This is a genomic window from Roseateles sp. GW821-FHT09H10 (assembly GCF_059415865.1).
The window spans coordinates 1,329,648-1,348,819 of record NZ_JBWKOB010000002.1; the positions used below are offsets into that span (position 1 = coordinate 1,329,648).

A 19,172-nucleotide genomic window follows, 5' to 3' on the forward strand; every position below is an offset into this window, starting at 1 on the left:
AATGCTGGTCCGTCTGACCCCCCTCGCTTTCGCCGTCGCACTGGCCGGCTGCGCGGCCCCCGGCCTGTCCAAGGGACCGGCCAACCTGGCCCCTGAGAAATTCGCCCAGCTGCCGGCCGCCAACCCCGGCGCGGCGACGATGACGCAGGCCTTTGTCGACAGCGCGCAATTGCAGCGCGTCGTCGACGAGGTGCTGGCCAACAACCGCGACCTGCGCGCCTCGGCCGCCCGCCTCAAGCAGGCCGAGGCCCTGGCCACGGCCGCTGGCGCCCAGCGCCTGCCCGCCGTCGGCCTGGGCGCCAGCGCCAGCCGCCAGCGCGCGCCCAACGAACAGGGCCAGTTCAACAACTTCACCAGCTACGGCGTCAATGCGACGGCGGCCTGGGAGATCGACCTGTGGGGCCGCGCCGCCGCCAATGCCCAGGCCGCCAGCTACGACGCGCAAAGTGCCGCGCTGGACCGCGACGCCGCCCAGCTCAGCCTGGCCGGCACCGCGCTCAATCTGCAGACCCAGCTCATCGGCCTCGGCCATCGGCTCAAGCTGGCCAAGGAGACCGTGGTCGTGCAGAACCAGCTGCTCGATCTGGTGAAGGCCCGCGTCGGCGCCGGCCGTGGCACGGCACTCGACCAGGCCCGCGCGGAGGCGCTGGTGGCCCAGACCTCGGCCAGCGTACCGGCCCTGCGCAATGCCGCCTGCCTGACCCGCCTGCAGCTCGACGTGCTGCGCGGCCAGCCGCCGGCCGATTGCGACAAGGCCGACAGCGACCCGCTGCCCGCCATGCCCGAGCCCCGCCTCGTCAGCCTCGGCACGCTGCCCGATCCGGCCGGCCTGCTGGCGCAGCGCCCCGACGTGAAAGCCGCGGCCACGCGCGCCCAGGCGGCCGCCTCGCGCGCCCATGTCGCCTGGGCCGCGCGCTGGCCCAGCATCGGCCTGACCGGCCAGATCGGCTGGAGCGCCGGCAGCGCCTCAGACCTGTTCAAGAGCGGCACGCAGATCCACAGCATCGCGGCGGCGCTGAACTGGAACTTCCTGGACTTCGGCGCCCGCAAGGCCGAGGAGAGCGCGGCCCGCGCCGGGTTTGAAGCGGCCGTCGCGAACGCCGAGCAGGCCCAGCTGGTGGCTCTGCAGGATGCCCAGGGGGTCCTCTCCACGCTGCGCGAGACCGAGCTGCAGGCCACGGCCCAGGCCACGGCCGCGGACGCGACCGTGCGCGCCCGCGAACTGGCCCTCAAGCGCTTCGATGCCGGTGTGACCGACTTCTATGCCCTGCTCCAGGCCGAGCAGGACCGCCTCGCGGCGGCGGATGCGCTGATCCAGGTGCAGACCCAGCGCGCGGCTGCGCTGCTGGGCGTGCACAAGGCGTTTGCGGCCCGCCTCACGGCGTCCGCGCCCTAGGAAGCCGCGACGATACGTGCCGCCAGCTGCATGACGCTGCGGCGGTAGGTGTCGGCCAGCGCATCCGCCTGCAGGCTGCAGGGCAGGCTCAGGTCGGCCGAGCCGGGCGCCGGCAGCGTGGTGTCGCGCGGCGCTTGCAGCGGCAGCCAGTGCCAGCGGGCGCGCAAGCGCAGCTGCAGCCCGGCGCCATCGGGCCGGGCCAGCCATTCGTCCACCTGCACGACGAGGCGCAGCGACTCGCCGTCGGGCGTGTTCTGCTTGCCGACGGTGACGGGGTAGGGCTGGCGCAGCCGCCACAGGTCCTCGGCCAGCAGCCGCGGCAGCGCCTCGCGCAGCGGCTCGGCCCAGCGTGCCTCGGGCAGGGGACGCAGGCCGGCACTGCCTTCGGCAACCAGGATCTCGTCCCGGTCCAGCAGGTCGGGCAGGGCCAGCTGCGGGCTCAGCACCCAGGCACGGCTGTCCTGGCCGGGCTTGGCGTCCGGCGGCAGCGGCGGCGTGCCGGTCAGGCCATAGAGGCGGCGCGGCGGCGTGTTGCGCGTCGAGCAGCCGGTGATGAAGGTCGCGGCGGCCAGCATCAGCAGGCCGCGGCGGCGCGGGTCCAGGGCGGTCGTCGTCATTTGGCAGCCTCCGGCGCGGCGGGTGGGGGAGCATCGGGCTGGCGGCCCAGCAGCAGCTGCTGCGGCTGGGCATCCAGCGAGCGGGCCAGCTGGCGCAGCGCCCGCGCCGCCTGCGACAGCTCGCGCATGGTGCGTTCGGTCTGCTGCAGCAGCGGGCCGTCGCCGTCGGCGGCTTCGCGCAGCGAGGCGCTGGCCTGGGCCAGCTCGTTGACGGCGCGCTGCACGTCGCGCACGGTCGGTCCCTTGGGGTCGAGCAGCTCGCTGGCGCGGTCGGCGCCGGTGCCGAGCTTGTCGGCGGCACTCGACACCTTGTCGCCCGCGCGGTCCACGCTGGCCATCGCGCTCTCGGCGCTGCGCGTCAGCGGCGCGGCGCGGCGGTCCAGCTGGGCGGCCAGGCTGCGGGCATGGGTGGCGGTGGCGGCGAAGTCCTTCAGGCCCTGCTTGAGTTCCGGTGCCGCGATCAGCTGGCGCGCCGAGTTGGCGATCTGGCTGAGGTCGTCGACGATCTTCCTCAGGTCCACGCTCTCGAGCTGGTCCTTCAGCGCCTGGAAGGCCGTCGCGCTGGTCGGGATCTCGGTGGCGTCGCCCTTGTAGCCGCCGTGCAGCTTGCCGGCTGGCTTGGTGCGGAAGTCCAGGTCGATGTAGAGCTGGCCGGTCAGCAGGCTTTGCGTGCCGAGCTGGCCGGTCAGGCCGCGTTTGATCAGCGTGGGCAGGGCGTGGCCGATGTCGTCGTTGCCCATGCGACCGTCCAGGCCGCGCACGGCGTCGGCGTCGAGGTCGGCGATGACGGGGATGGCGAAGGTGTCGGACTTGCTGTCGTAGTGCACGGTGATGTCGGTGACGTCGCCGATGCGCACACCGCGGAAGACGACCGGCGCGCCCTTCTGAAGCCCGAAGACCGAGCCGGAGAAGAACATCACGACGCGCTCCGGCTGCTTGAACCAATGCCGGCCGGGCAGGGCGATCAGCGCGATGGCCAGCAGGGCCAGGGCCGACACGACGAAGGCGCCGATGACCAAGGGGCTGGCGCGGCGGCGTTTGGACGTGCTCATGCCGCCTTCCTTTCGGTGTCGGCCTGGCCGCGGGTCAGGAACTCGCGCACCGCGTCCGGCCCGTGGTCGCGCAACTCGGCGGGCGGCCCGAGCGCCGTCGCCGTGTGTGCCTCGACATCGAGGAAGAGCACGCGGTCGGCAACCGCGAACAGGCTCTCCAGCTCGTGCGTGACCAGCACGATGGCGCGGCCGAGTTCGTCCTTGAGCTTCTTGATGAGGCCGTCCAGCCGCGCCGAGGTCAGCGGGTCCAGGCCGGCCGAGGGTTCGTCCAGGCACAGCAGCGGTGGGTCCAGCATCAGCGCGCGAGCGATGGCCGCACGCTTCCTCATGCCGCCCGACAGCGCGGCCGGTTCGGCGTCGAAGGTGGCGGGGTCGTCGAGGCCGGCCAGCGCGAGCTTGAAGCGTGCCTGGCGCTCGCGCTCGGCTTCGTCCTGCTCGGTGTAGAGCTCCAGCGGCAGCATCAGGTTCTCGCCGACCGTCATGCTGCTCCACAGCGCACCGGCCTGGAAGGCCACGCCGATCTCGCGCCGCGGCGGGTCGTCGCCATGCACGTCGCGCTCCTCGCCATTCGCCGTCCACAGCACGCGGCCGGTGCGCGGCGTCTGCAGGCCGATCATGTGGCGCAGCAGCGTGCTCTTGCCGCAGCCGCTGGCGCCGACGATGGCCAGCACCTCGCCGGCCTTGACCTCGAAGTTCAGGCCGTGCTGCAGCTCCCTGCCGCCGGCATGCAGGCTGAGGTTCTCGACCTTCATCAGCACTTCGTCGGCCATCACACGTCCAGACGTTGGAAGATGACGGTCAGCAGCGACGCAGCGATGACCATCCACACGATGGCCTGCACGACGGCTGCCGTCGTCGCCTCGCCCACGGCCTGGGCACTGCGGCCGGCATTCAGGCCCTGGCGGCAGCCGGCCAGGGCGACCAGCACCGCATAGACGCTGCCCTTGAGCAGGCCGACGAAGAGGTCCCAGCCCGCCAGCGCCTCGCGCGTCGTTGCCAGATAGGCGGCCGGCGGCACGTCGTAGAGCACGACGGCTACTGCCCCACCCACGGCCAGGCCGGCCACGCCGGCGCACAGCGTCAGCAGCGGCCCGGTGACGAGCAGGGCCAGCATGCGCGGCAGCACCAGGTGCTCGACCGGGTCGACGCCCAGTGTCGTCAGCGCGTCGATCTCCTCGCCGGCGCGCATGCTGCCGATCTGGGCCGCGAAGGCCGCACCGACGCGCCCGGCCAGCACGATGCCGACCACCAGCGCCGCGATCTCGCGCACCACGCCGATGGTGACGAGGTTGGCGATGAAGCTCTGCGCGCCGAAGCGCTGCAATTGCTCGGCGCCCATATAGGCCACGATGAGGCCGACCAGCGAGCTGACCAGCAGCACGATGGGCAGGCTGCGCGGGCCGGTCTGCTCGATCTGCCACAGCCAGTCGCTCATGCGCATGGCGGTGCGGCCGCGTGCCAGCCGGCCGACGGCGGCCAGCGTGTCGCCGATGAAGACCAGGGTCTTGCGCCATTCGGGATCGGGGGCTTCTGCTTCTTCCTCTTCGGCCTTCTTCTTGGGCGCCTGGGTATGAGGCAGGCTCAGCCCCAGCAAGGGCTGCAGGCCGCGCGGCAGTCCCGCCAGGTCCAGTTGCACGCCACCACGCGCCAGCGGCGCCAGCAGTTGCCACAGCGCGCCGGCCAGCGGCGGCTGCCAGTGCGACAGGGCCGAGCTGTCAAACCCCAGCCGTGTGCCGTCGGCGACCGGCAGTTCCGCGGGCGGCTTGGGCAGGTCCACGTCGCCGCCGTCGCCCGCCAGCACCAGCCGCCACTGCTGCCCCTCGCCCTCCCAGCGCGCCTCGTCCACGCCGACAGCGTCGGACGAAGGCAGGGGGGAGGAGGCGGCAGGGGACATGACGCTGCATGCTCTGTCCCGGCTGCCCGTTCGCGGCCCGGACGCCGACGGCGCGATTTGTAGGACGGCGCGCCGCCGCGGGCGGGTTGTCGGTGCGGACCGACACGCCAAAGGCGGCCCGGACGACCGCGCGTGCGCGCAGCGGCGACGAAAGTTGTAGTCAGCCCACTCGATTCAGGAGCCCGCCATGAAATCCACCGCCAAGACACCCGCTCAGGGAGACGGCCTGCAAGGCGAAGGCAACTACGACGCCGCCCGCCGCCACCGTGAATCGGCCGAGAAGTTTGTGAAGAGCGGTGCCGTCGAGCCCGCTGCGCGCGAGGCTGCGCCTCACAGCATCGACGAAGCACGCGAGTTGCGTGAGGCCGAAGAAGCTGGCAAGAGCCACGCCAAGCGATGAGCAAGACCATCAATCCCGATGCCGCCCGGCCCGAGGGCAAGCCCTCGCTGCCGCATGAGCGCGATCAGCAGAACACCGCGACCAACCCCGAGCCGGACCCGCAGGTGAAGCGCGCCGCGCGGGATCTCAAGCAGGGCCAGGTCGACACCGACCTGCGCGCCACGCCGGGGCTGGACGCCGATCGCCGTGGCGACATGGTGAAGGGTGGCGAGCATGGCGCGGGCGACCAGAAGGGGCGCCCGGGCCGTTGAGCTGCCGTGCGCTAGTCGCTGATGAGCAGTTCGCGGGCGCGCCAGGCGGCCTTGGCCTGCTCCATGACGACAAGCGCCAACAGCAGCAAGACGACAAAGGCGGCACCGCTGGCGATGCGCTGGCCGGTGTTGTCGGCGGTCAGGCACAGCCAACCGGTGACAACGGTCATCAGGCAGAGGAAGGGCGCCATCAGCAGCCACATGGAACCGGTCAGCAGGACTTCGCCGTTCACATGGTTCTTCCAGCCCGCGATGGACTGCCAGCTGCCCGGCGTTCTGAGCACGACAGTGACGCGGTCCCCGACCTCCAGCCGGGGTGAGCCAGGCAACTCCACGGAGAGATGACGTTCCCCATCCGCGATGCAGGAGAACTGCACATGCGGATAGTTACCGCTGCTGCGATGCTGAACGTCGAAGACGCGCTCAAGCTGGACGGTGAGGACTTGCACGGGAGTGAGGCGGGGCGATCGCGAATGGATGCAGTCTCGCCGATGCGGCGCACCAGGCGGCTAGGACGCGGCCAGCCGCTGCACCACCTGGTTGCGGCCTTGGGCCTTGGCCTGGTAGAGGCCGGCGTCGGCGCGGTTGAGCAGGGTGTCCAGCGTGTCCTCGGCTCTTGCCGTCGCCACGCCGATGCTGACGCGGTAGCAGGGCAGCGTCGCCTCTTCACAGGCACTGGCGCGGATGCGTTCGGCCACCGCCAGGGCCTGGGGTCCGTCGGTGTCGGGCAGCAGGGCCACGAATTCTTCGCCGCCATAGCGGCCCAGCACGGCCGGCCGGCGCAGCACGGCGTGGGCGCGTTGGACGAAGTCCGCCAGCACGCGGTCGCCCACCAGATGGCCGTGGGCGTCGTTGATCTGCTTGAAATGGTCCAGGTCCAGCATCAGCACCGACAGCGGGCGGCCCTGGCGCCGGGCGCGTGACAGCTCCGCCTCGCCACTGGTGAACAGCGCGCGGCGCGTCAGCGCGCCGGTCAGGCTGTCGTGGGTGATGAGGCGCTCCAGCTCCTGGCGCAGATGCTCGGCAGCCATCAGCACCGTGCCTATGCTGGTCAGCAGCGTGCCGAAGGCCAGGCCCAGCAGATAGACGACCTGCATGGGCGACGGCGTGAACAGGCCTTCCTGCGGCTGCATGAAGGGCGCCGTGACCGCGCGGGCCAGGATGATGGTGCTGCTGACCAGCAGGGCGACGATGGTGAAGCGGGTGGCGAAGCTGTGCACCGGCCGGTTCCAGATGAAGTGCGCATGCCAGCCGCCGACGCCGCCGAGCAGCACGCCCATGAACAGCACCCGCCAGCCATAGGGCCCGGTGAAGAAGTGCATGAAGCCGACGATGCCCAGGCCGATCAGCCACAGCAGCCCGGTGGCGCGCCGCGACAGCGGCCGCTCGAAGAAGCGGTAGCTGCCCGCCACGAAGAGCACGGCGCCGGCGAACATCAGCGCATTGGCCAGGCCCAGGGACAGCAGATCCGGCAGCTTGCCACGCAGCGTGAACAGCACCGCCGATGCGAAGGCCACCAGCGGCGCGGCCGCCCAATGGCCCAGGCCGTGGATGGACGGCGGATAGCTGCGGCGCTGGAAGAACATGACCAGCGCCATCAGGCAGCCCATCACCCCGGTGACGCCGCTGATGGTGCGAAGCTGCAGCATGTCCAGCACGATTGGCCTTCCTCCCGCCGATTCGCGAGTCTAGGGGCCGGGACGGTGGAGCCCGGATGGGAATAGTGCGCAATCCGGGTTGATGCGTCACCCGGATCGGGGCTGGCTGGGGGCAAAGCGCCGCGCCACACTGCGCGCCCCTTTGCCCGCCGCCCCGCCTTGATCTGCCTTGACGCGCCCCCGCCCGAGCCCTGCGTTGCGCATTGGCGCCAGCAGTTCCTGCGTGAGCTGGCGCAGCCGCTGGTGTGGGTGGAGGGCCTGTTCGACCGCCAGCCCGACATGGTCTTCTCCATCAAGGACCGCAGCGGCCGCTATGTGTCGATCTCGCAGGCCTGCGCCGAGCGCTGCGGCCTGGTGCACCAGGGCGACGCCATCGGCCGCACCGCGCGCCAGCTCTTCCCGGCCCACATGGCTGAGCGCTACATGGCCCAGGACGAACAGCTGTTCCGCACGGGCGAGCCCGTGCTCGACAACCTCGACCTGACGCTGTTCCCCAACCGCGAGCCGGGCTGGTGCCTCAGCACCAAGCTGCCCCTGCATGACCGGGCGGGCAACGTCATCGGCCTGGCCTGCCTGTCGCGCGACCTGGAGGAGCCCAGCCGCTCCGGCATGGTCGATGCGCGCATGGCGGCCGTCGTGGACCTGATGCAGGCGCGGCATGCCGAGCCGCTGGGTGTCGAGATGCTGGCCGACCATGCCGGGCTCAACGTCGCGCAGTTCGAGCGGCGCATGAAGAAGATCTTTCGCCTAAGCCCCAGCCAGTACCTCACCAAGCTGCGCATCGACGCCGCGGCGCGGCTGCTGCAGGCCAGCGACCGGCGCATCAGCGACATCGCGCTGGACTGTGGCTTCTGCGACCAGAGCGCGCTGACCAAGCAGTTCCGCGCCTTGACCGGCCTGACGCCGCTGGCCTTTCGCCGCTGGGTGCGCGGCATCCATCCCGAGGCGTGACGTCTTGTATCCGCGCCCCGCGTGGCGCGCCTGGGGCCAACCCGGCCCAGGACAACCCGCGCGGCGCCCATTGAAGCCGCGCTGAGGCCGCGCCTGCGGCCAGGTGCAGCACCTCGCCGATCGCAGCGAATCCGCACAAGACGGGTCGCCGGGCCGCGCGTACGTTGCGCCCCCGCTGCATCGCCACATCACCGGCAGCGGCGTCAACACAGGAGACACCCATGAAGACCTTGCACCGCCTGGCAACGAGCCTGGCGCTGGGCGCGCTGGCCACGCTGGCCCACGCCCACGAAGAACCCAGGCAGCAGGCGCCGCGCCCCAGCCAGCGCAGCGCCCTGCCACCCTCGCCCGAGCAGACGCAATACCGGCTGCTGACGCCGCCGCGCGATGCCGTCAAACCCGTCACCGGCCGCGTGAAGGCGCTGGCCGCGGCGCGGCCCTGCGAGGACATGAACGTGATCGCCGGCCTGCAGGGCAGCGCCCTGGCCGACTACATCGCCAGCCTGCCGTCCTTCGACTGCCACTACGGCCTGTTCTCCCTCGGCGGCGCACGCGCGGCCACCGTCTTCAGCGCCGCCAACGCGACGGCCGTCGCGCAGCGCTTCGCGCAGGAGTCCGCCAGCTACGACGCGACCAACATCCGCCTCGTCAACCTGGCCCTCTATCTGCGCGCCGGCTACTACGTCGCGAGCGGCGGCAATGGCCCGGCCCTGCCGGCCGGCGTGCGCGACCTCACGCGCAGCGCCATCGGCGGCCTGATCGACGGCGGCCGGCTGATGCGCAGCAACGCGCCCGGCTACACGACGGCCGGCGAGGTGATGACGCTGATCACCAACCAGAACGACGAGCTGTACTACATGCCCCGCATGCGCGGCCTGGTCACGCGCTTCACCAACACGCCGGCCAACCCGAGCGCCGCGCAGGCCCTGAGCGACCGCACCGTGGGCGCGGGCTTCACCGGCGTGCTGACGGTCATGTACTACGTGCACTGGCGCGACGGCGCCACGGCCGCGCTGCAGAACGACGCCAGCTACACCCAGGCCCTGTACGGCTTCGTGCGCGGCAACCGCGCCTCACTGCTGGGCACGGCCAACGACTATCAGCTCAACGACGCCCTGCGCGAGGCGCTGCGCTATGGCCAGTACCCGGCCCTGCTGCCCACGGTCAGCCAGCAGATCCGCGACACGCTGGCCAACAGCCGGCCGGGTGACAACAGCGTCTCGCTGTGGGCCGCCGCGGCCGAGGCCGTCAGCTACTACGACAACGCCAACTGCGCCAGCTACGGCACCTGCAACTACAAGGCGACGCTGGCCGATGCGGTGCTGAAGTTCTCGCAGAGCTGCAGCAGCACGCTGCGCGTGCGCGCCCAGTCGCTCACCGCCGCGCAGTTCAGCGACAGCTGCAGCCAGCTGGCCGCCGAGGAGAGCTATGCCCACACCATGCTGAAGACCCAACGCAAGCCGGTCGCCAATGACAACAACGGCGCGCTGGAAGTGGTGGTGTTCGACGACTACGCCAACTACCAGAAGTACGCCTCGCTGCTCTACGGCATCAGCACCGACAACGGCGGCATGTACCTCGAAGGCAACCCCGCCGATGCGGCCAACCAGGCACGCTTCGTCGCCTACAAGGCCACCTGGCTGCCCGACTTCCAGATCTGGAACCTCAAGCACGAGTACATCCACTACCTCGACGGCCGCTTCGACATGGCCGGCGACTTCGCGCTGGGCACGTCCAAGCCCACGGTCTGGTGGATAGAAGGCATTGCCGAGTACCTCTCGCTGGGCAACAACAACCAGGCCGCCATCGATGCCGCGCGCACGGGCCAGTACAAGCTCAGCGACATCTTCGGCAACACCTACGACATGGCCGACTACGTCAGCCGCGCCTACCGCTGGGGCTATATGGCCACCCGCTTCATGGTCGAGCGCCATCGCAGCGACGTGGACGCCACGCTGGCCTTGTTCCGCCAGGGCGACTACGCCGGCTACCAGGCGCGCATGCAGGCCATCGGCACGCGCTATGACGCCGAGTTCGCCAGCTGGGCGGCCAGCGCCACCACGGCCGGCCAGCCCCCGCTGCCGACGGAACCCAATCTGCCCGCCTGCAGCGACAAGCCCACGCCGTATCTGGGTCGCAACTGCACCCTCCCGCTGCCCACGGCCACGGTCAACTATCTCTACCTGCGCCTGCCGGCCGGTGCAAGCAATGTGCGCATCGCCACCAGTGGCGGCAGCGGCGACGTGAGCCTGTCGGTGGACTATGGCCGTTGGCCGACTGCAAGCCAGTACCTGGCGCGCTCCGCCCAGCCCGGCACGGCGCAGAGCGTCAGCATCGGCCAGCCCGCTTCGTCCGACTGGTACTACGTCGTGCTCGGTTCCAAGAACGCGAGCGCCAGCTACAGCGGCGTGCGCATTGCCGCCACCTACGACATGCCGGCGCCCTGACGCGCTGGAGCGAAGCGCGGCCCCGCCGGGGCCGCGCTCAGCCGTCCGTGTCGGCGCGTGCAGATCGACACCGACCTGCGCGCCACGCCGGGCCTGGAAGCCGAACTGCGGCGGCATGGTCAAGGGCGGCGGCGCCCAGAAGCCCAAGCGCTAGTTCGGCAAATCGATCAGCTTGTAGTCGCTCTGCGCTCGCAACCCGTCGCTGGAAATGCTCATCGACAGCAGCGGGAAGCTGGGCAGAAAGGCCTGGCTGTCGAAGGAGGCGTCCTTCCAGGACCTCTGCAGGCTGCCGTCGGCGCGCAGCAGCCACAGGTCCGCGCTCGGGCCGGAGGACGAAGGGCTGGTGCCGACCAGCATGCGACCGTCGCTGCCCAATGCCCAGGCGATCTTCGAGTGGAAGGTGAGTGCGTTCAAGGCGTCCCGGATGGGGCTGGGCGCGGCAATCAGCGCGCTGTCCGTGCTGACAAAGACGTCGAAGCCACCCATGACGCCGCCGCCGGGCATGGCTTGTGGCGAGCTTCCCGGCGCCCGCGCGACGCGGGCGAAGACCGTGCCTTTCGAATTGACCGCCGGGCGCACTTGCAGCAGCTCCCGCGCCGAGCCGTCGCTTTGGCCGGCGTAGATGAAGCGACCGTCCACGCTGGGGACGAGGTTCAGCAGGTGCAGCCCTGCGCCCTCCAGGGTCAGACTCGCTTCCTTGGCCCCTGTTTGGGGATTCAGCAGCGTTGAGACGCCGATGGTGGAGAGCGGTCCGTCATTGGCCAGCAGCATGCCGCGGCCGCTGAGGCGGAAGAAGGCAATCCGCCCGGCGCCGAAATTGGTGAACAAGCCGTCCAGGCTTGCGACGCTGAAGGATCTGTCGATGCGGGAGCGCTGCAGGTCGATGACGTGGATGCTTTTGCTGCGCTGTTCCAGTGCATACAGCTCGCGGCCGTCGTCGCTGACTGCCAGGCTGAGGATGCTGCCGCGCAAACTGCCGGTGGTTTCGCCCAGCAGCGGCCATGTCGCCAGCAGTTCGCCGGTATAGAAATGGCGCGCAATGATCCTGTCGGTGTAGCTGGCATAGAGCACCGGGCGGACGGGGTCGACCGCCGCGCTCCTGCCATGCAAGGCCGCCTCGGCGTCATGGCTGTGGGGCCGCTGCGCCATTTCGGCGGCCCGCGCGCCGCGCGTGACATACAGGCCTGCGGTGAGCGTCTGCGTGCCGGTGATGCGCGGGTTGTCGGAACGCACCGTCACGGTGGCCACATGCTGGCCTTCCGCCAGGCCGCTGTCGTTCGCTGCCAGGGTCAGGGTGCCCCCCGAGTTTCCAGAAGCCGTGACTTGCAGCCAGCCCGCGTCGCTGGTGGCGGTCCATGAGCTGGTGCTGCTGACGGTGTCGCGAACCTTGACCGCCTGGCTGAGCCGCTTGCCATGGGGTGCCGCCGCGAACGCGACGCCATACTGCGACAGCTCCAGCGCGGGCGTCGCAGCGGCGGCGCGCAGCTTGAGGTTGACGTCGACGGTCTTGGGGCTGCCCGGCACCTCGCGCGTGCACTTGCTGTCGAAGCAGGCGCGCACCGTGATGCGATCCTTGTAGCTCCCCGGCTGGAGCGCTGTCCATGGGCGGGGGTTCACGGTCAGCTTGCCGGTCGTCGCGCCGGTCAGCTCGAACTGGGCGGAACTGATCGCGACATCGGTGTGTTCCACGAACAGCAGGACGGGCTCGCTGGCGCCGTTGATGGCCCCCGTGATGGCCAGCGGACCCGCGGGCTCGGCTTCTTCGATGTCCCAGTCCAGGGCAGTCTGATCCAGTGTCAGGCCTTGGGCCGGCGTAACACTGCCGCCACCCGGGGCCGCCCCGCCGCCGCCGCCCCCACATGCGGCCAATGCCGCGCAGGCCAATGCCAGCCAAAACCGAGACATCATTTTTCTCCCTGCTGCGCCGCGTCTTGTGCGGGTGCTGGCGGGTGTGACGGTAGCAGAGCGGCGCGGCCGTTTTGTGGCGAGTGGTCCTGAATTCGGGGTGGATGCCGGCCGCGCCGATCGGCTGGGCGATAACCTCTGGCCATGCCCCTGCTGCCGCGCCGCTGGCGCCTTCCCTATTTCGCCGTGCTGGCCGTCATCGGCCTGCTGCTCAGCATTTCGGCGCTGCAGACCTACCGGCTCACGGGGCGCGGCCACCCCTGGGAACCCTTTCTGTGGGAGTTCAGCTCCGTCGTGGTCATCGGCGCGCTGGCCCTGGGCGTGCACGCGTTGATGGGGCGGCTGCGGGGAAGGCCCTGGCTGCGCCAGCTGGCGGCCCATGCGGTGGCGATGCCGCTGTTCAGCCTCGTCCACGTCGGCGGCATGTTCGGCCTGCGCTTTGCGGTCTACGCGCTGGCGGGCGTGGGCTACCACCCCGATGACCTGCAGACGGTGCTGGTCTACGAGGGCGGCAAGGACGCGGTCAGCTACCTGAGCTTCTGCCTGATCTCGCGCGGCGTCTGGATGGCGCAGGCGGCCGCGGCGCGTGCCCAGGAGCTGGACCGGGCGCGCCGCGAACTCGCCGAGGCGCGGCTGGCCCGCCTGGCCGACCAGGTGCAGCCGCACTTCCTGTTCAATACGCTGAACCTGATCTCCTCCGTCATGTACGAGGACGTGACGCGGGCCGACCGGCTGCTGTGCCAGCTGGCCGACCTGCTGCGCCAGACCCTGGCGGCCCAGCAGCGCGTCGAGCATTCGCTGCGCGAGGAGCTGGCCCTGGTGCAGCCCTTCCTGGCGCTGATGCAGGCCCGCTTCGGGCCGGAGCGGCTGGTCGTGCAGATCGAGGCCGATGCGGGCGCCGCTGAATGCCGGCTGCCGGCCCTGCTGCTGCTCGCGCCGGTGGAGAACGCCGTCAAGCACGACGTGGCGCGGCATCGCGGCCGTGTGACGGTCAGCGTGCGGGCCGAGCGCGCGGGCGGGAGGCTGCGGCTCAGCGTCAGTAACCACGGTGACACGTCGGTGCCCGAGTCGCCACCCGACCCCGATGGCGGCTTCGGCCTGCGCAATCTGCGCGAGCGGCTGGCGGCGCGCTATGGCGACGCCGCCCGCATCGAGTTCGGTCCGAGCGGCTCCGGCATGGCGCTGAACCTGGAGCTGCCGTGCGAGTGCTGATCGTCGACGACGAGCCGGCCGCCCGCGCCAAGCTGCGCCGCCTGCTGGCGGCCGAGGCCGATGTGGCCGAGCTGCTGGAAGCGCCCGACGCACCGGCGGCCCTGGCCCTGGTGCGGGGCCTTGCCACGCCGCCCGACCTGGCCCTGCTCGACATCGAGATGCCCGGCGGCAACGGCGTGCAGCTGGCCGCCGCGCTGCGCGAGGCCGGCGTGCGCTGCGTCATCTTCTCGACGGCCCATGCCGAACATGCGCTGCGGGCTTTCGAGCTCGCGGCCCTGGACTATCTGCTCAAGCCCTACACGGCCGAGCGGCTGTCGCAGGCACTGGCGCGCGTGCGCGAGCTGCTGGCGCGGCCGGTGGCGCCGGTCGGCGAATGGTGGGTGGACGGGGAGCGCATCCAGCTTGCCGACGTGCAGTGGATCTCGGCCGCCGACAACTACATCGAGCTGCATTTGCCGCCGCGCAGCCTGCTGGAGCGCGCCACGCTGGCCGATGCCCTGGCCCGCCCCGGCTGGGCCGCGCGCTTCCTGCGCGTGCACCGCAGCCATGCGGTCAATACGGCCCATGTGCAGCGCATCGAACGCCTGGCCAGCGGCGAGGCGCTGCTCACGCTGGCGGGCGGCGAACAGCTGCGCGTGTCGCGCGGCTACCGCGCGGCCATCGACGCCTTCGCGTCCTGAGTCGCGCTTGCAGGGCAGGCGTAGTGCCGGTCCAGGAAGGCGCGCATGACGTCCAGGTGCTGCTGCGGCACCGTGTGGCCGCCCTCGAACACACGGTGCTCGTGCACGGGCGCCGCGGGCAGGGCGTCGAGGCGGCGCATCAGGTTGTCGCCCATCTCGCGCGAGGGCCAGAGCTCGTCCTGCGTGGCCGACATCAGCAGCAGCGGTGCCTTCAGCTGCTCGATGCGGATCAGCGCCTCGGCCGGGGCGGTGGCGCGGATGGCTGCGAAGGCGGCGCGCTTGTCGCCGCGCATCGCGGGCGCCACGGCGGCCTCGGTCATGGGCGCGAAGGGCAGGGGCTTGCCGTCCAGCGCCCAGGAGGAGGTCGACAGGTCCATCGTCAGTGCCGGGAAGACGGCGTCGCCCGGCACGATGCCGACCACCGCCGAGGCCTCGTCGGGAAAGAGGGTGGCCAGCAGCAGCACCAGCTCGGCGCCCTTGGAGCCGCCCACCAGGGCCGCGCAGCCGTCGGCCACGCGTGGGTCGGCCTGGGCCTCGCGGATGGCGCGGCGGATGCTGGCGAGCTCGATGCGGTCCAGCATCGGCGGCAGGCCGGGGCGGCCGAAATAGCCCACGGCCAGCAGCGCATAGCCACCGTCCAGCAGCTTCTGCCGCTCGGCCTCCCAGACGCGCGACCCCCAGGCATTGCCGCCCTCAGAGCCGCCGAAGCCGACGACCAGCTTCTGCCGCTCGCCGCTGCCGAGGAAGAGCCGCGTCTGCAGCTGGCCGTGGTGCTCGGGCAGGGGGGCATCCGCGCTGGTGGCGGTGGTCAGGGCCAGGCCCAGCAGTGCGGTGCAGAGGGATCGCATCATGTCGGCTCGCTCCAGAAGAACACTTCGTTGATCGGCTTGTTGAACACATGGGCCAGGCGGAAGGCCAGCTCCAGCGACGGCGCATAGCGCTGCGCTTCCAGCGCGATGACGGTCTGGCGCGTGATGCCGGCGGCGCGGGCCAGCTCGTCCTGCGTCATCTCGCCGTGCTCGAAGCGCAGCCGGCGCAGATGGTTGCCCACCGGGCTGCGCGCGGTGCCATCGCCGCTCAAGCCGGCACTCCGGCCGCGTCGCGGCGGTAGGCCCACAGCGCCCACCAGCATTGCGCCATCGCGGCGATCTCGATCTGCAGGATCAGCACATGGGCCCACCAGGCCGGCGTGATGCGCTCCAGCACGCCGGGTGGCAGGAAGCCGATGAACAGGATGACCAGCGTGACCAGCACCAGCAGCGCGTGGTAGCCGATGCGCGAGGCGCGCAGGGCCAGCCAGCGGTCGCGCTCGTCACGCACCCGCGAGCCATGGCGGCGCAGCACCAGCAGCGCCACCAGCAGGCCGAAGAAGAGGGTCCAGGTGTCGATGCCCACGGCATGGGCCGCGTGCGTGTGCATCACGAACTGGCCCTGCATCTGCCACAGCACCGCGCCCAGGAAGCCCACCAGCACCGCCACGCCGAGCAGCCAGGCCAGCGACTGGCGCTCGGCATCGCCGATGACGGCGGCGCCGGCCGCCGCGCGCTGCTGCCAATGCCGCACCAGCCACAGCGCGATGCCGACGATGAGGACGACGCCGGCGAAGCCGGGCCGCAGCGGCAGCAGGCCGTTCGAGGCCTGCAGCGCGATACCGATCAGCAGGGCCAGGGCGACGCCCAGGTTGGTGAAGAGCATGGATGTTTAACCAGACAATATGTAAAACATAGATTACATCAAGTCTGGTTTACAAGACAACTGCGAGAAGCGCTGTCGCGAGTCGCCCCGCGCCAGCCGCCGTTCGCCCCGGCGCGCTCGCGGCGGCAGGCCGCGGCCGCGAAGCTGGCGGCCATGAACACCCCCACCGCCCCACGTCTGCCGTTTCTCGACGGCCTGCGCGTCGCTGCCTTTGCGCTGCTGATCCCCTATCACGTCGGCATGTACTACGTGACCTGGGACTGGCATGTGAAGAGCCCGGCGGCCAGCAGCGTTCTCGAGCCCTTCATGCAGCTCAGCTCGCCGTGGCGGCTGGGCCTGCTCTTCCTCATCGCCGGCGCGGCCTGCCAGGGGCTGTTCGCCCGGCGCGGGGCGCTGGGCACGTTGAAGGACCGCTCGCTGCGCCTGCTGCTGCCGCTGATCTTCGGCATGCTGGTCATCGTCACGCCCCAGGCCTATTACGAGGTGGCGACCCAGGCGCCCGAGGTGCTGCCCGGCGACGGCGGCTACCTGGACTTCTGGCGCTTCTACCTGACGGCCGGCAAGGCCTGCCGCGGCAATGACTGCATGGACATGCCGACCTGGAACCATCTGTGGTTCCTGCCCTATCTGTGGGTCTACGCGGTGCTGGGTGCGCTGGCGGTCCGCTTCATCAGCCGGCATGGTGAGCTGCACCTGCCCGCCTGGGCCTGGCTGCTGCTGCCGGCCCTGCCGCTGGCACTGCTGCGTGTGCTCGTCATGCCGCATTTCCCGAGCACGCACGACCTCGTGCACGACCTCTACAACCATCTTCAGTACGGACTGCTGTTCGCCATCGGCTGGGCCAGCCGCACGCCGCTGGCTGCAGGCTTCTGGGCCGCGGCGCTGCGGCTGCGCTGGACGGCCCTCGGCATCTCGCTGGCTGGCTGGGTGGCCGTGGTCGTCTTCAACAGCCATTACGACGAGGTCAAGCATCTCGAAGCCGTGGTGGCGGCTGCGCGCGCGGTGCGCGGCGCGCTGACCTGGTGGGCCATCGTGGCCTGCTGCGGCTGGGCCCAGCGCGCCTTCACGCGGGAGTCCCCATGGCTGCGCGAGGCCGGCAAGGCGGTGTTCTGCCTCTACATCCTGCACCAGAGCGTCATCGTCGTGCTGAGCCAATGGCTGAAGCCGCTGGCCCTGCCCTGGGGCCTGGAAGCCGTGCTGCTGATCGTGCTGACCTTGGGTGTCTGCGCAACGTCCTATCTCGTGCTGCGCCGCGTGCCGGGCCTGGCCCTGCTGATGGGCATCCAGCGCAAGCCGCGTGGCGCTGCGGCACCGGTGCTAAGGTCCGCAGCCTTGTCCTGACCCTGCCATGACTGATGTCCCGATTCGCCCCGGCGCTTGCCGCCCTGCTCCTGGCCTGCGGCTTCGCGCGGGCGGTTGAACCCCCGCCGGCCGAGCCGGCCTACGCCACGGTGCGGCCGATGATTGCCGAGCGCCAGCAGCTCGTGGCGCCGAATGCCGTCGAGGTCAGCGAGGCCGTCGAGCTGGGCGGGCTCAAGCAGTGGATCACCATCCGCGGCAACGACCGCGCCAACCCGGTGCTGATCTATGTGCATGGCGGGCCGGGTGCCGCCGAGATGGGGCGCAGCTGGCCCTACCAGCGCGGCTGGGAGGACTTCTTCACCGTCGTGCAGTGGGACCAGCGCGGCACCGGCAAGACCCTGCGCCATGGCGGCGAGGCGGCCAACAAGGCCGAGCTGACGCGCGAGCGCATGGCCCGGGACCTGGTCGAGCTGATGGCCCATCTGCGCCAGCGCCTCCAGGTCGAGCGCGTCGTGCTGCTCGGCCACTCCTGGGGCAATGTCATCGGCATGGACGCAGCCATGGCGCGGCCCGAGTGGGTCAGCGCCTATGTGGGCGTCGGGCCGCTGATGGCCCTGCAGGCCAACGAGAGCGCGCAGTACGCGGCCCTGCTGGCCGAGGCGCGCAAGCGTGGCGACGCCACTGCCCTGGCCGAGCTGGAGGCCATCGCGCCCTATCCGGGCGACGGCGAGATCCCCTTCGCCAAGGTCAACGTCACGCGCAAATGGGTGCAGGCCTGGGGCGGCCTGGCGGCCTACCGCGACAACGCCAACTTCTTCTACCGCGCTGCGCGGCTGTCGCCCTATTACGAGTTCGAGGACCGTGTCGCCATCGACCAGGGTGGCCAGCTGTCGGTGCCGGCCCTGCTGCCCGACATGCGGCGCACCGACCACACGCGCATCCGCGAGACGCGCTTCCCGGTCTTCATGTTCCTCGGCCGCCACGACCTGACGACGCCGGCCTCGGTCATCGAGCCCTGGCTGGCGCGGCTCAAGGCGCCGGCCAAGAAGCTGGTCTGGTTCGAGCATTCGGCGCATCTGGCGCCGCATGAGGAGCCGGGGCGCTTCCTCGTCGCTCTCGTCGAGCACGTCAGGCCGCTGGCGGCCCGCTAGTACCAGTAGACCGGATACACGCGCCGCGTGGCCCGGTGGTAGATCACGGCGACCACCACCATGGTGATGGCGCCGGCCAGTGTCGGGAAGAACAGGAAGCCCCATTTCGGGGCGGCCAGGAAGACGATGATGGGATTGGAGCCGGCGGGCGGGTGCATGCAGCGCGTCGCCATCATCAGCGCCGCCGACACCGCGGCCGCCGTCGCGAGGGACCACCAGCTCGGGCCGAGCAGGGTCAGCGCCGCCAAGCCCACGGCCGTGCAGATGAAGTGGCCGCCGATGACGCTGCGCGGCTGCGAGAAATGCAGCTCCGGGAAGGTGAACATCATGACCGCTGTGGAGCCGAAGGAACCGAGCAGCAGCAGCAGGCCCAGGTTGAAGGACGCTATCCCCAGCACGCCGATGATGGTGAAGACGCCGGCGCAGGCGACGATGCCGGCGCGCAGGCTGTAGCTGGGCGCGCGGCTGGGCTGGCGGACGGTGGGCGCCGGCTCGGCGGGCGGTGCCACGACGCCGGATGCAAGCTCGCTCATGGAGGTCCTCGGCAGGTCCCGGAGATCT

At 70.9% G+C, this 19,172-nt stretch carries 20 protein-coding genes; 9 read left to right on the plus strand and 11 right to left on the minus strand.

What is annotated here, in order from left to right; all coding sequences use genetic code 11:
* Position 1 precedes the first annotated feature (1 nt).
* Positions 2–1,396, plus strand: a complete 1,395-nt coding sequence (locus AC07OY_RS14215; RefSeq protein ID WP_495043244.1) for an efflux transporter outer membrane subunit — start codon at positions 2–4, stop codon at positions 1,394–1,396.
* Here AC07OY_RS14215 and AC07OY_RS14220 read toward each other — a convergent pair.
* From AC07OY_RS14220 to AC07OY_RS14235, 4 genes are read right to left on the minus strand one after another with little or no spacing between them, the layout of a single operon-like run.
* A complete protein-coding gene (locus tag AC07OY_RS14220) occupies positions 1,393–2,013 on the minus strand; it encodes a PqiC family protein (RefSeq protein WP_495043245.1) in 621 nt (206 codons plus the stop codon). The genes AC07OY_RS14215 and AC07OY_RS14220 overlap by 4 nt on opposite strands.
* Positions 2,010–3,065 carry an MlaD family protein gene (locus tag AC07OY_RS14225; RefSeq protein WP_495043246.1) on the minus strand — a complete coding sequence of 352 codons (1,056 nt, stop codon included), beginning with the start codon at positions 3,063–3,065 and terminating at the stop codon, positions 2,010–2,012. The genes AC07OY_RS14220 and AC07OY_RS14225 overlap by 4 nt, the downstream gene beginning before the upstream one ends.
* Positions 3,062–3,835, minus strand: coding sequence for an ABC transporter ATP-binding protein (locus tag AC07OY_RS14230; RefSeq protein ID WP_495043247.1), 774 nt, complete (start codon positions 3,833–3,835; stop codon positions 3,062–3,064). Before AC07OY_RS14230 ends, AC07OY_RS14225 begins: the two co-directional genes overlap by 4 nt.
* Complete coding sequence (locus AC07OY_RS14235; RefSeq protein WP_495043248.1) at positions 3,835–4,959, minus strand: MlaE family ABC transporter permease; 1,125 nt, start codon at positions 4,957–4,959, stop codon at positions 3,835–3,837. The genes AC07OY_RS14230 and AC07OY_RS14235 overlap by 1 nt, the downstream gene beginning before the upstream one ends.
* A 187-nt stretch (positions 4,960–5,146) precedes the next feature.
* On the opposite strand from AC07OY_RS14235, the gene AC07OY_RS14240 reads away from it, so the two are divergent.
* Both AC07OY_RS14240 and AC07OY_RS14245 read left to right on the plus strand, forming a co-directional pair.
* On the plus strand, positions 5,147–5,359 hold the full coding sequence (locus tag AC07OY_RS14240; protein ID WP_495043249.1) for a hypothetical protein: 213 nt from the start codon (positions 5,147–5,149) through the stop codon (positions 5,357–5,359).
* Complete coding sequence (locus AC07OY_RS14245; protein ID WP_495043250.1) at positions 5,356–5,610, plus strand: hypothetical protein; 255 nt, start codon at positions 5,356–5,358, stop codon at positions 5,608–5,610. The genes AC07OY_RS14240 and AC07OY_RS14245 overlap by 4 nt, the downstream gene beginning before the upstream one ends.
* 11 nt (positions 5,611–5,621) lie before the next feature.
* Here AC07OY_RS14245 and AC07OY_RS14250 read toward each other — a convergent pair whose 3' ends face one another.
* Together AC07OY_RS14250 and AC07OY_RS14255 are read right to left on the minus strand one after the other, a co-directional pair.
* Positions 5,622–6,059, minus strand: a complete 438-nt coding sequence (locus tag AC07OY_RS14250) for a hypothetical protein (protein ID WP_495043251.1) — start codon at positions 6,057–6,059, stop codon at positions 5,622–5,624.
* 60 nt (positions 6,060–6,119) lie between these two features.
* Positions 6,120–7,259: a GGDEF domain-containing protein gene (locus tag AC07OY_RS14255; protein WP_495043252.1), complete on the minus strand. Its 1,140-nt coding sequence runs from the start codon at positions 7,257–7,259 to the stop codon at positions 6,120–6,122.
* Between the two features lie 168 nt (positions 7,260–7,427).
* Here AC07OY_RS14255 and AC07OY_RS14260 point away from each other — a divergent pair, with 168 nt between their 5' ends.
* Both AC07OY_RS14260 and AC07OY_RS14265 read left to right on the plus strand, forming a co-directional pair.
* On the plus strand, positions 7,428–8,219 hold the full coding sequence (locus AC07OY_RS14260; protein WP_495043253.1) for a helix-turn-helix domain-containing protein: 792 nt from the start codon (positions 7,428–7,430) through the stop codon (positions 8,217–8,219).
* Positions 8,220–8,440: 221 nt separating this feature from the next.
* Positions 8,441–10,666: a M9 family metallopeptidase gene (locus AC07OY_RS14265; RefSeq protein WP_495043254.1), complete on the plus strand. Its 2,226-nt coding sequence runs from the start codon at positions 8,441–8,443 to the stop codon at positions 10,664–10,666.
* A 150-nt stretch (positions 10,667–10,816) separates the two neighbouring features.
* On the opposite strand, the gene AC07OY_RS14270 is transcribed toward AC07OY_RS14265, so the two are convergent.
* Positions 10,817–12,574, minus strand: coding sequence for a BACON domain-containing protein (locus tag AC07OY_RS14270; RefSeq protein ID WP_495043255.1), 1,758 nt, complete (start codon positions 12,572–12,574; stop codon positions 10,817–10,819).
* 141 nt (positions 12,575–12,715) lie between these two features.
* Between AC07OY_RS14270 and AC07OY_RS14275 the strand changes: the two genes are divergently transcribed.
* Together AC07OY_RS14275 and AC07OY_RS14280 are read left to right on the plus strand one after the other, a co-directional pair.
* On the plus strand, positions 12,716–13,783 hold the full coding sequence (locus tag AC07OY_RS14275; RefSeq protein WP_495043256.1) for a sensor histidine kinase: 1,068 nt from the start codon (positions 12,716–12,718) through the stop codon (positions 13,781–13,783).
* Positions 13,771–14,463 (plus strand): LytR/AlgR family response regulator transcription factor, encoded by a 693-nt coding sequence (locus tag AC07OY_RS14280; protein WP_495043258.1) that lies wholly within the window; start codon positions 13,771–13,773, stop codon positions 14,461–14,463. The genes AC07OY_RS14275 and AC07OY_RS14280 overlap by 13 nt, the downstream gene beginning before the upstream one ends.
* On the opposite strand, the gene AC07OY_RS14285 is transcribed toward AC07OY_RS14280, so the two are convergent.
* Genes AC07OY_RS14285 through AC07OY_RS14295 form a run of 3 tightly spaced genes read right to left on the minus strand, consistent with a single transcriptional unit; the run spans position 14,430 to position 16,158 of the window.
* Positions 14,430–15,314, minus strand: a complete 885-nt coding sequence (locus AC07OY_RS14285) for an acyl-CoA thioester hydrolase/BAAT C-terminal domain-containing protein (RefSeq protein WP_495043259.1) — start codon at positions 15,312–15,314, stop codon at positions 14,430–14,432. The genes AC07OY_RS14280 and AC07OY_RS14285 overlap by 34 nt on opposite strands.
* Complete coding sequence (locus AC07OY_RS14290) at positions 15,311–15,544, minus strand: helix-turn-helix transcriptional regulator (protein ID WP_495043260.1); 234 nt, start codon at positions 15,542–15,544, stop codon at positions 15,311–15,313. The genes AC07OY_RS14285 and AC07OY_RS14290 overlap by 4 nt, the downstream gene beginning before the upstream one ends.
* Positions 15,541–16,158 (minus strand): hypothetical protein, encoded by a 618-nt coding sequence (locus AC07OY_RS14295; RefSeq protein WP_495043261.1) that lies wholly within the window; start codon positions 16,156–16,158, stop codon positions 15,541–15,543. The genes AC07OY_RS14290 and AC07OY_RS14295 overlap by 4 nt, the downstream gene beginning before the upstream one ends.
* Positions 16,159–16,311: 153 nt before the next feature.
* Here AC07OY_RS14295 and AC07OY_RS14300 point away from each other — a divergent pair, with 153 nt between their 5' ends.
* A complete protein-coding gene (locus AC07OY_RS14300; RefSeq protein WP_495043262.1) occupies positions 16,312–17,499 on the plus strand; it encodes an acyltransferase family protein in 1,188 nt (395 codons plus the stop codon).
* Between the two features lie 14 nt (positions 17,500–17,513).
* A complete protein-coding gene (locus AC07OY_RS14305) occupies positions 17,514–18,611 on the plus strand; it encodes an alpha/beta fold hydrolase (protein WP_495043263.1) in 1,098 nt (365 codons plus the stop codon).
* Here the strand turns inward: AC07OY_RS14305 and AC07OY_RS14310 are convergent.
* Positions 18,608–19,144, minus strand: coding sequence for an HPP family protein (locus AC07OY_RS14310; RefSeq protein WP_495043264.1), 537 nt, complete (start codon positions 19,142–19,144; stop codon positions 18,608–18,610). The genes AC07OY_RS14305 and AC07OY_RS14310 overlap by 4 nt on opposite strands.
* Positions 19,145–19,172 lie beyond the last annotated feature (28 nt).

What these genes read in the sequence shown, in the direction of transcription:
- AC07OY_RS14215 (WP_495043244.1), top strand. Translation starts at nt 2, where the DNA reads ATGCTGGTCCGTCTGACCCCCCTCGCTTTCGCCGTCGCACTGGCCGGC.
- AC07OY_RS14220 (WP_495043245.1), bottom strand. Translation starts at nt 2,013, where the DNA reads ATGACGACGACCGCCCTGGACCCGCGCCGCCGCGGCCTGCTGATGCTG.
- AC07OY_RS14225 (WP_495043246.1), bottom strand. Translation starts at nt 3,065, where the DNA reads ATGAGCACGTCCAAACGCCGCCGCGCCAGCCCCTTGGTCATCGGCGCC.
- AC07OY_RS14230 (WP_495043247.1), bottom strand. Translation starts at nt 3,835, where the DNA reads ATGGCCGACGAAGTGCTGATGAAGGTCGAGAACCTCAGCCTGCATGCC.
- AC07OY_RS14235 (WP_495043248.1), bottom strand. Translation starts at nt 4,959, where the DNA reads ATGTCCCCTGCCGCCTCCTCCCCCCTGCCTTCGTCCGACGCTGTCGGC.
- AC07OY_RS14240 (WP_495043249.1), top strand. Translation starts at nt 5,147, where the DNA reads ATGAAATCCACCGCCAAGACACCCGCTCAGGGAGACGGCCTGCAAGGC.
- AC07OY_RS14245 (WP_495043250.1), top strand. Translation starts at nt 5,356, where the DNA reads ATGAGCAAGACCATCAATCCCGATGCCGCCCGGCCCGAGGGCAAGCCC.
- AC07OY_RS14255 (WP_495043252.1), bottom strand. Translation starts at nt 7,259, where the DNA reads ATGCTGCAGCTTCGCACCATCAGCGGCGTCACCGGGGTGATGGGCTGC.
- AC07OY_RS14265 (WP_495043254.1), top strand. Translation starts at nt 8,441, where the DNA reads ATGAAGACCTTGCACCGCCTGGCAACGAGCCTGGCGCTGGGCGCGCTG.
- AC07OY_RS14270 (WP_495043255.1), bottom strand. Translation starts at nt 12,574, where the DNA reads ATGATGTCTCGGTTTTGGCTGGCATTGGCCTGCGCGGCATTGGCCGCA.
- AC07OY_RS14275 (WP_495043256.1), top strand. Translation starts at nt 12,716, where the DNA reads ATGCCCCTGCTGCCGCGCCGCTGGCGCCTTCCCTATTTCGCCGTGCTG.
- AC07OY_RS14285 (WP_495043259.1), bottom strand. Translation starts at nt 15,314, where the DNA reads ATGATGCGATCCCTCTGCACCGCACTGCTGGGCCTGGCCCTGACCACC.
- AC07OY_RS14295 (WP_495043261.1), bottom strand. Translation starts at nt 16,158, where the DNA reads ATGCTCTTCACCAACCTGGGCGTCGCCCTGGCCCTGCTGATCGGTATC.
- AC07OY_RS14300 (WP_495043262.1), top strand. Translation starts at nt 16,312, where the DNA reads ATGAACACCCCCACCGCCCCACGTCTGCCGTTTCTCGACGGCCTGCGC.
- AC07OY_RS14305 (WP_495043263.1), top strand. Translation starts at nt 17,514, where the DNA reads ATGTCCCGATTCGCCCCGGCGCTTGCCGCCCTGCTCCTGGCCTGCGGC.
- AC07OY_RS14310 (WP_495043264.1), bottom strand. Translation starts at nt 19,144, where the DNA reads ATGAGCGAGCTTGCATCCGGCGTCGTGGCACCGCCCGCCGAGCCGGCG.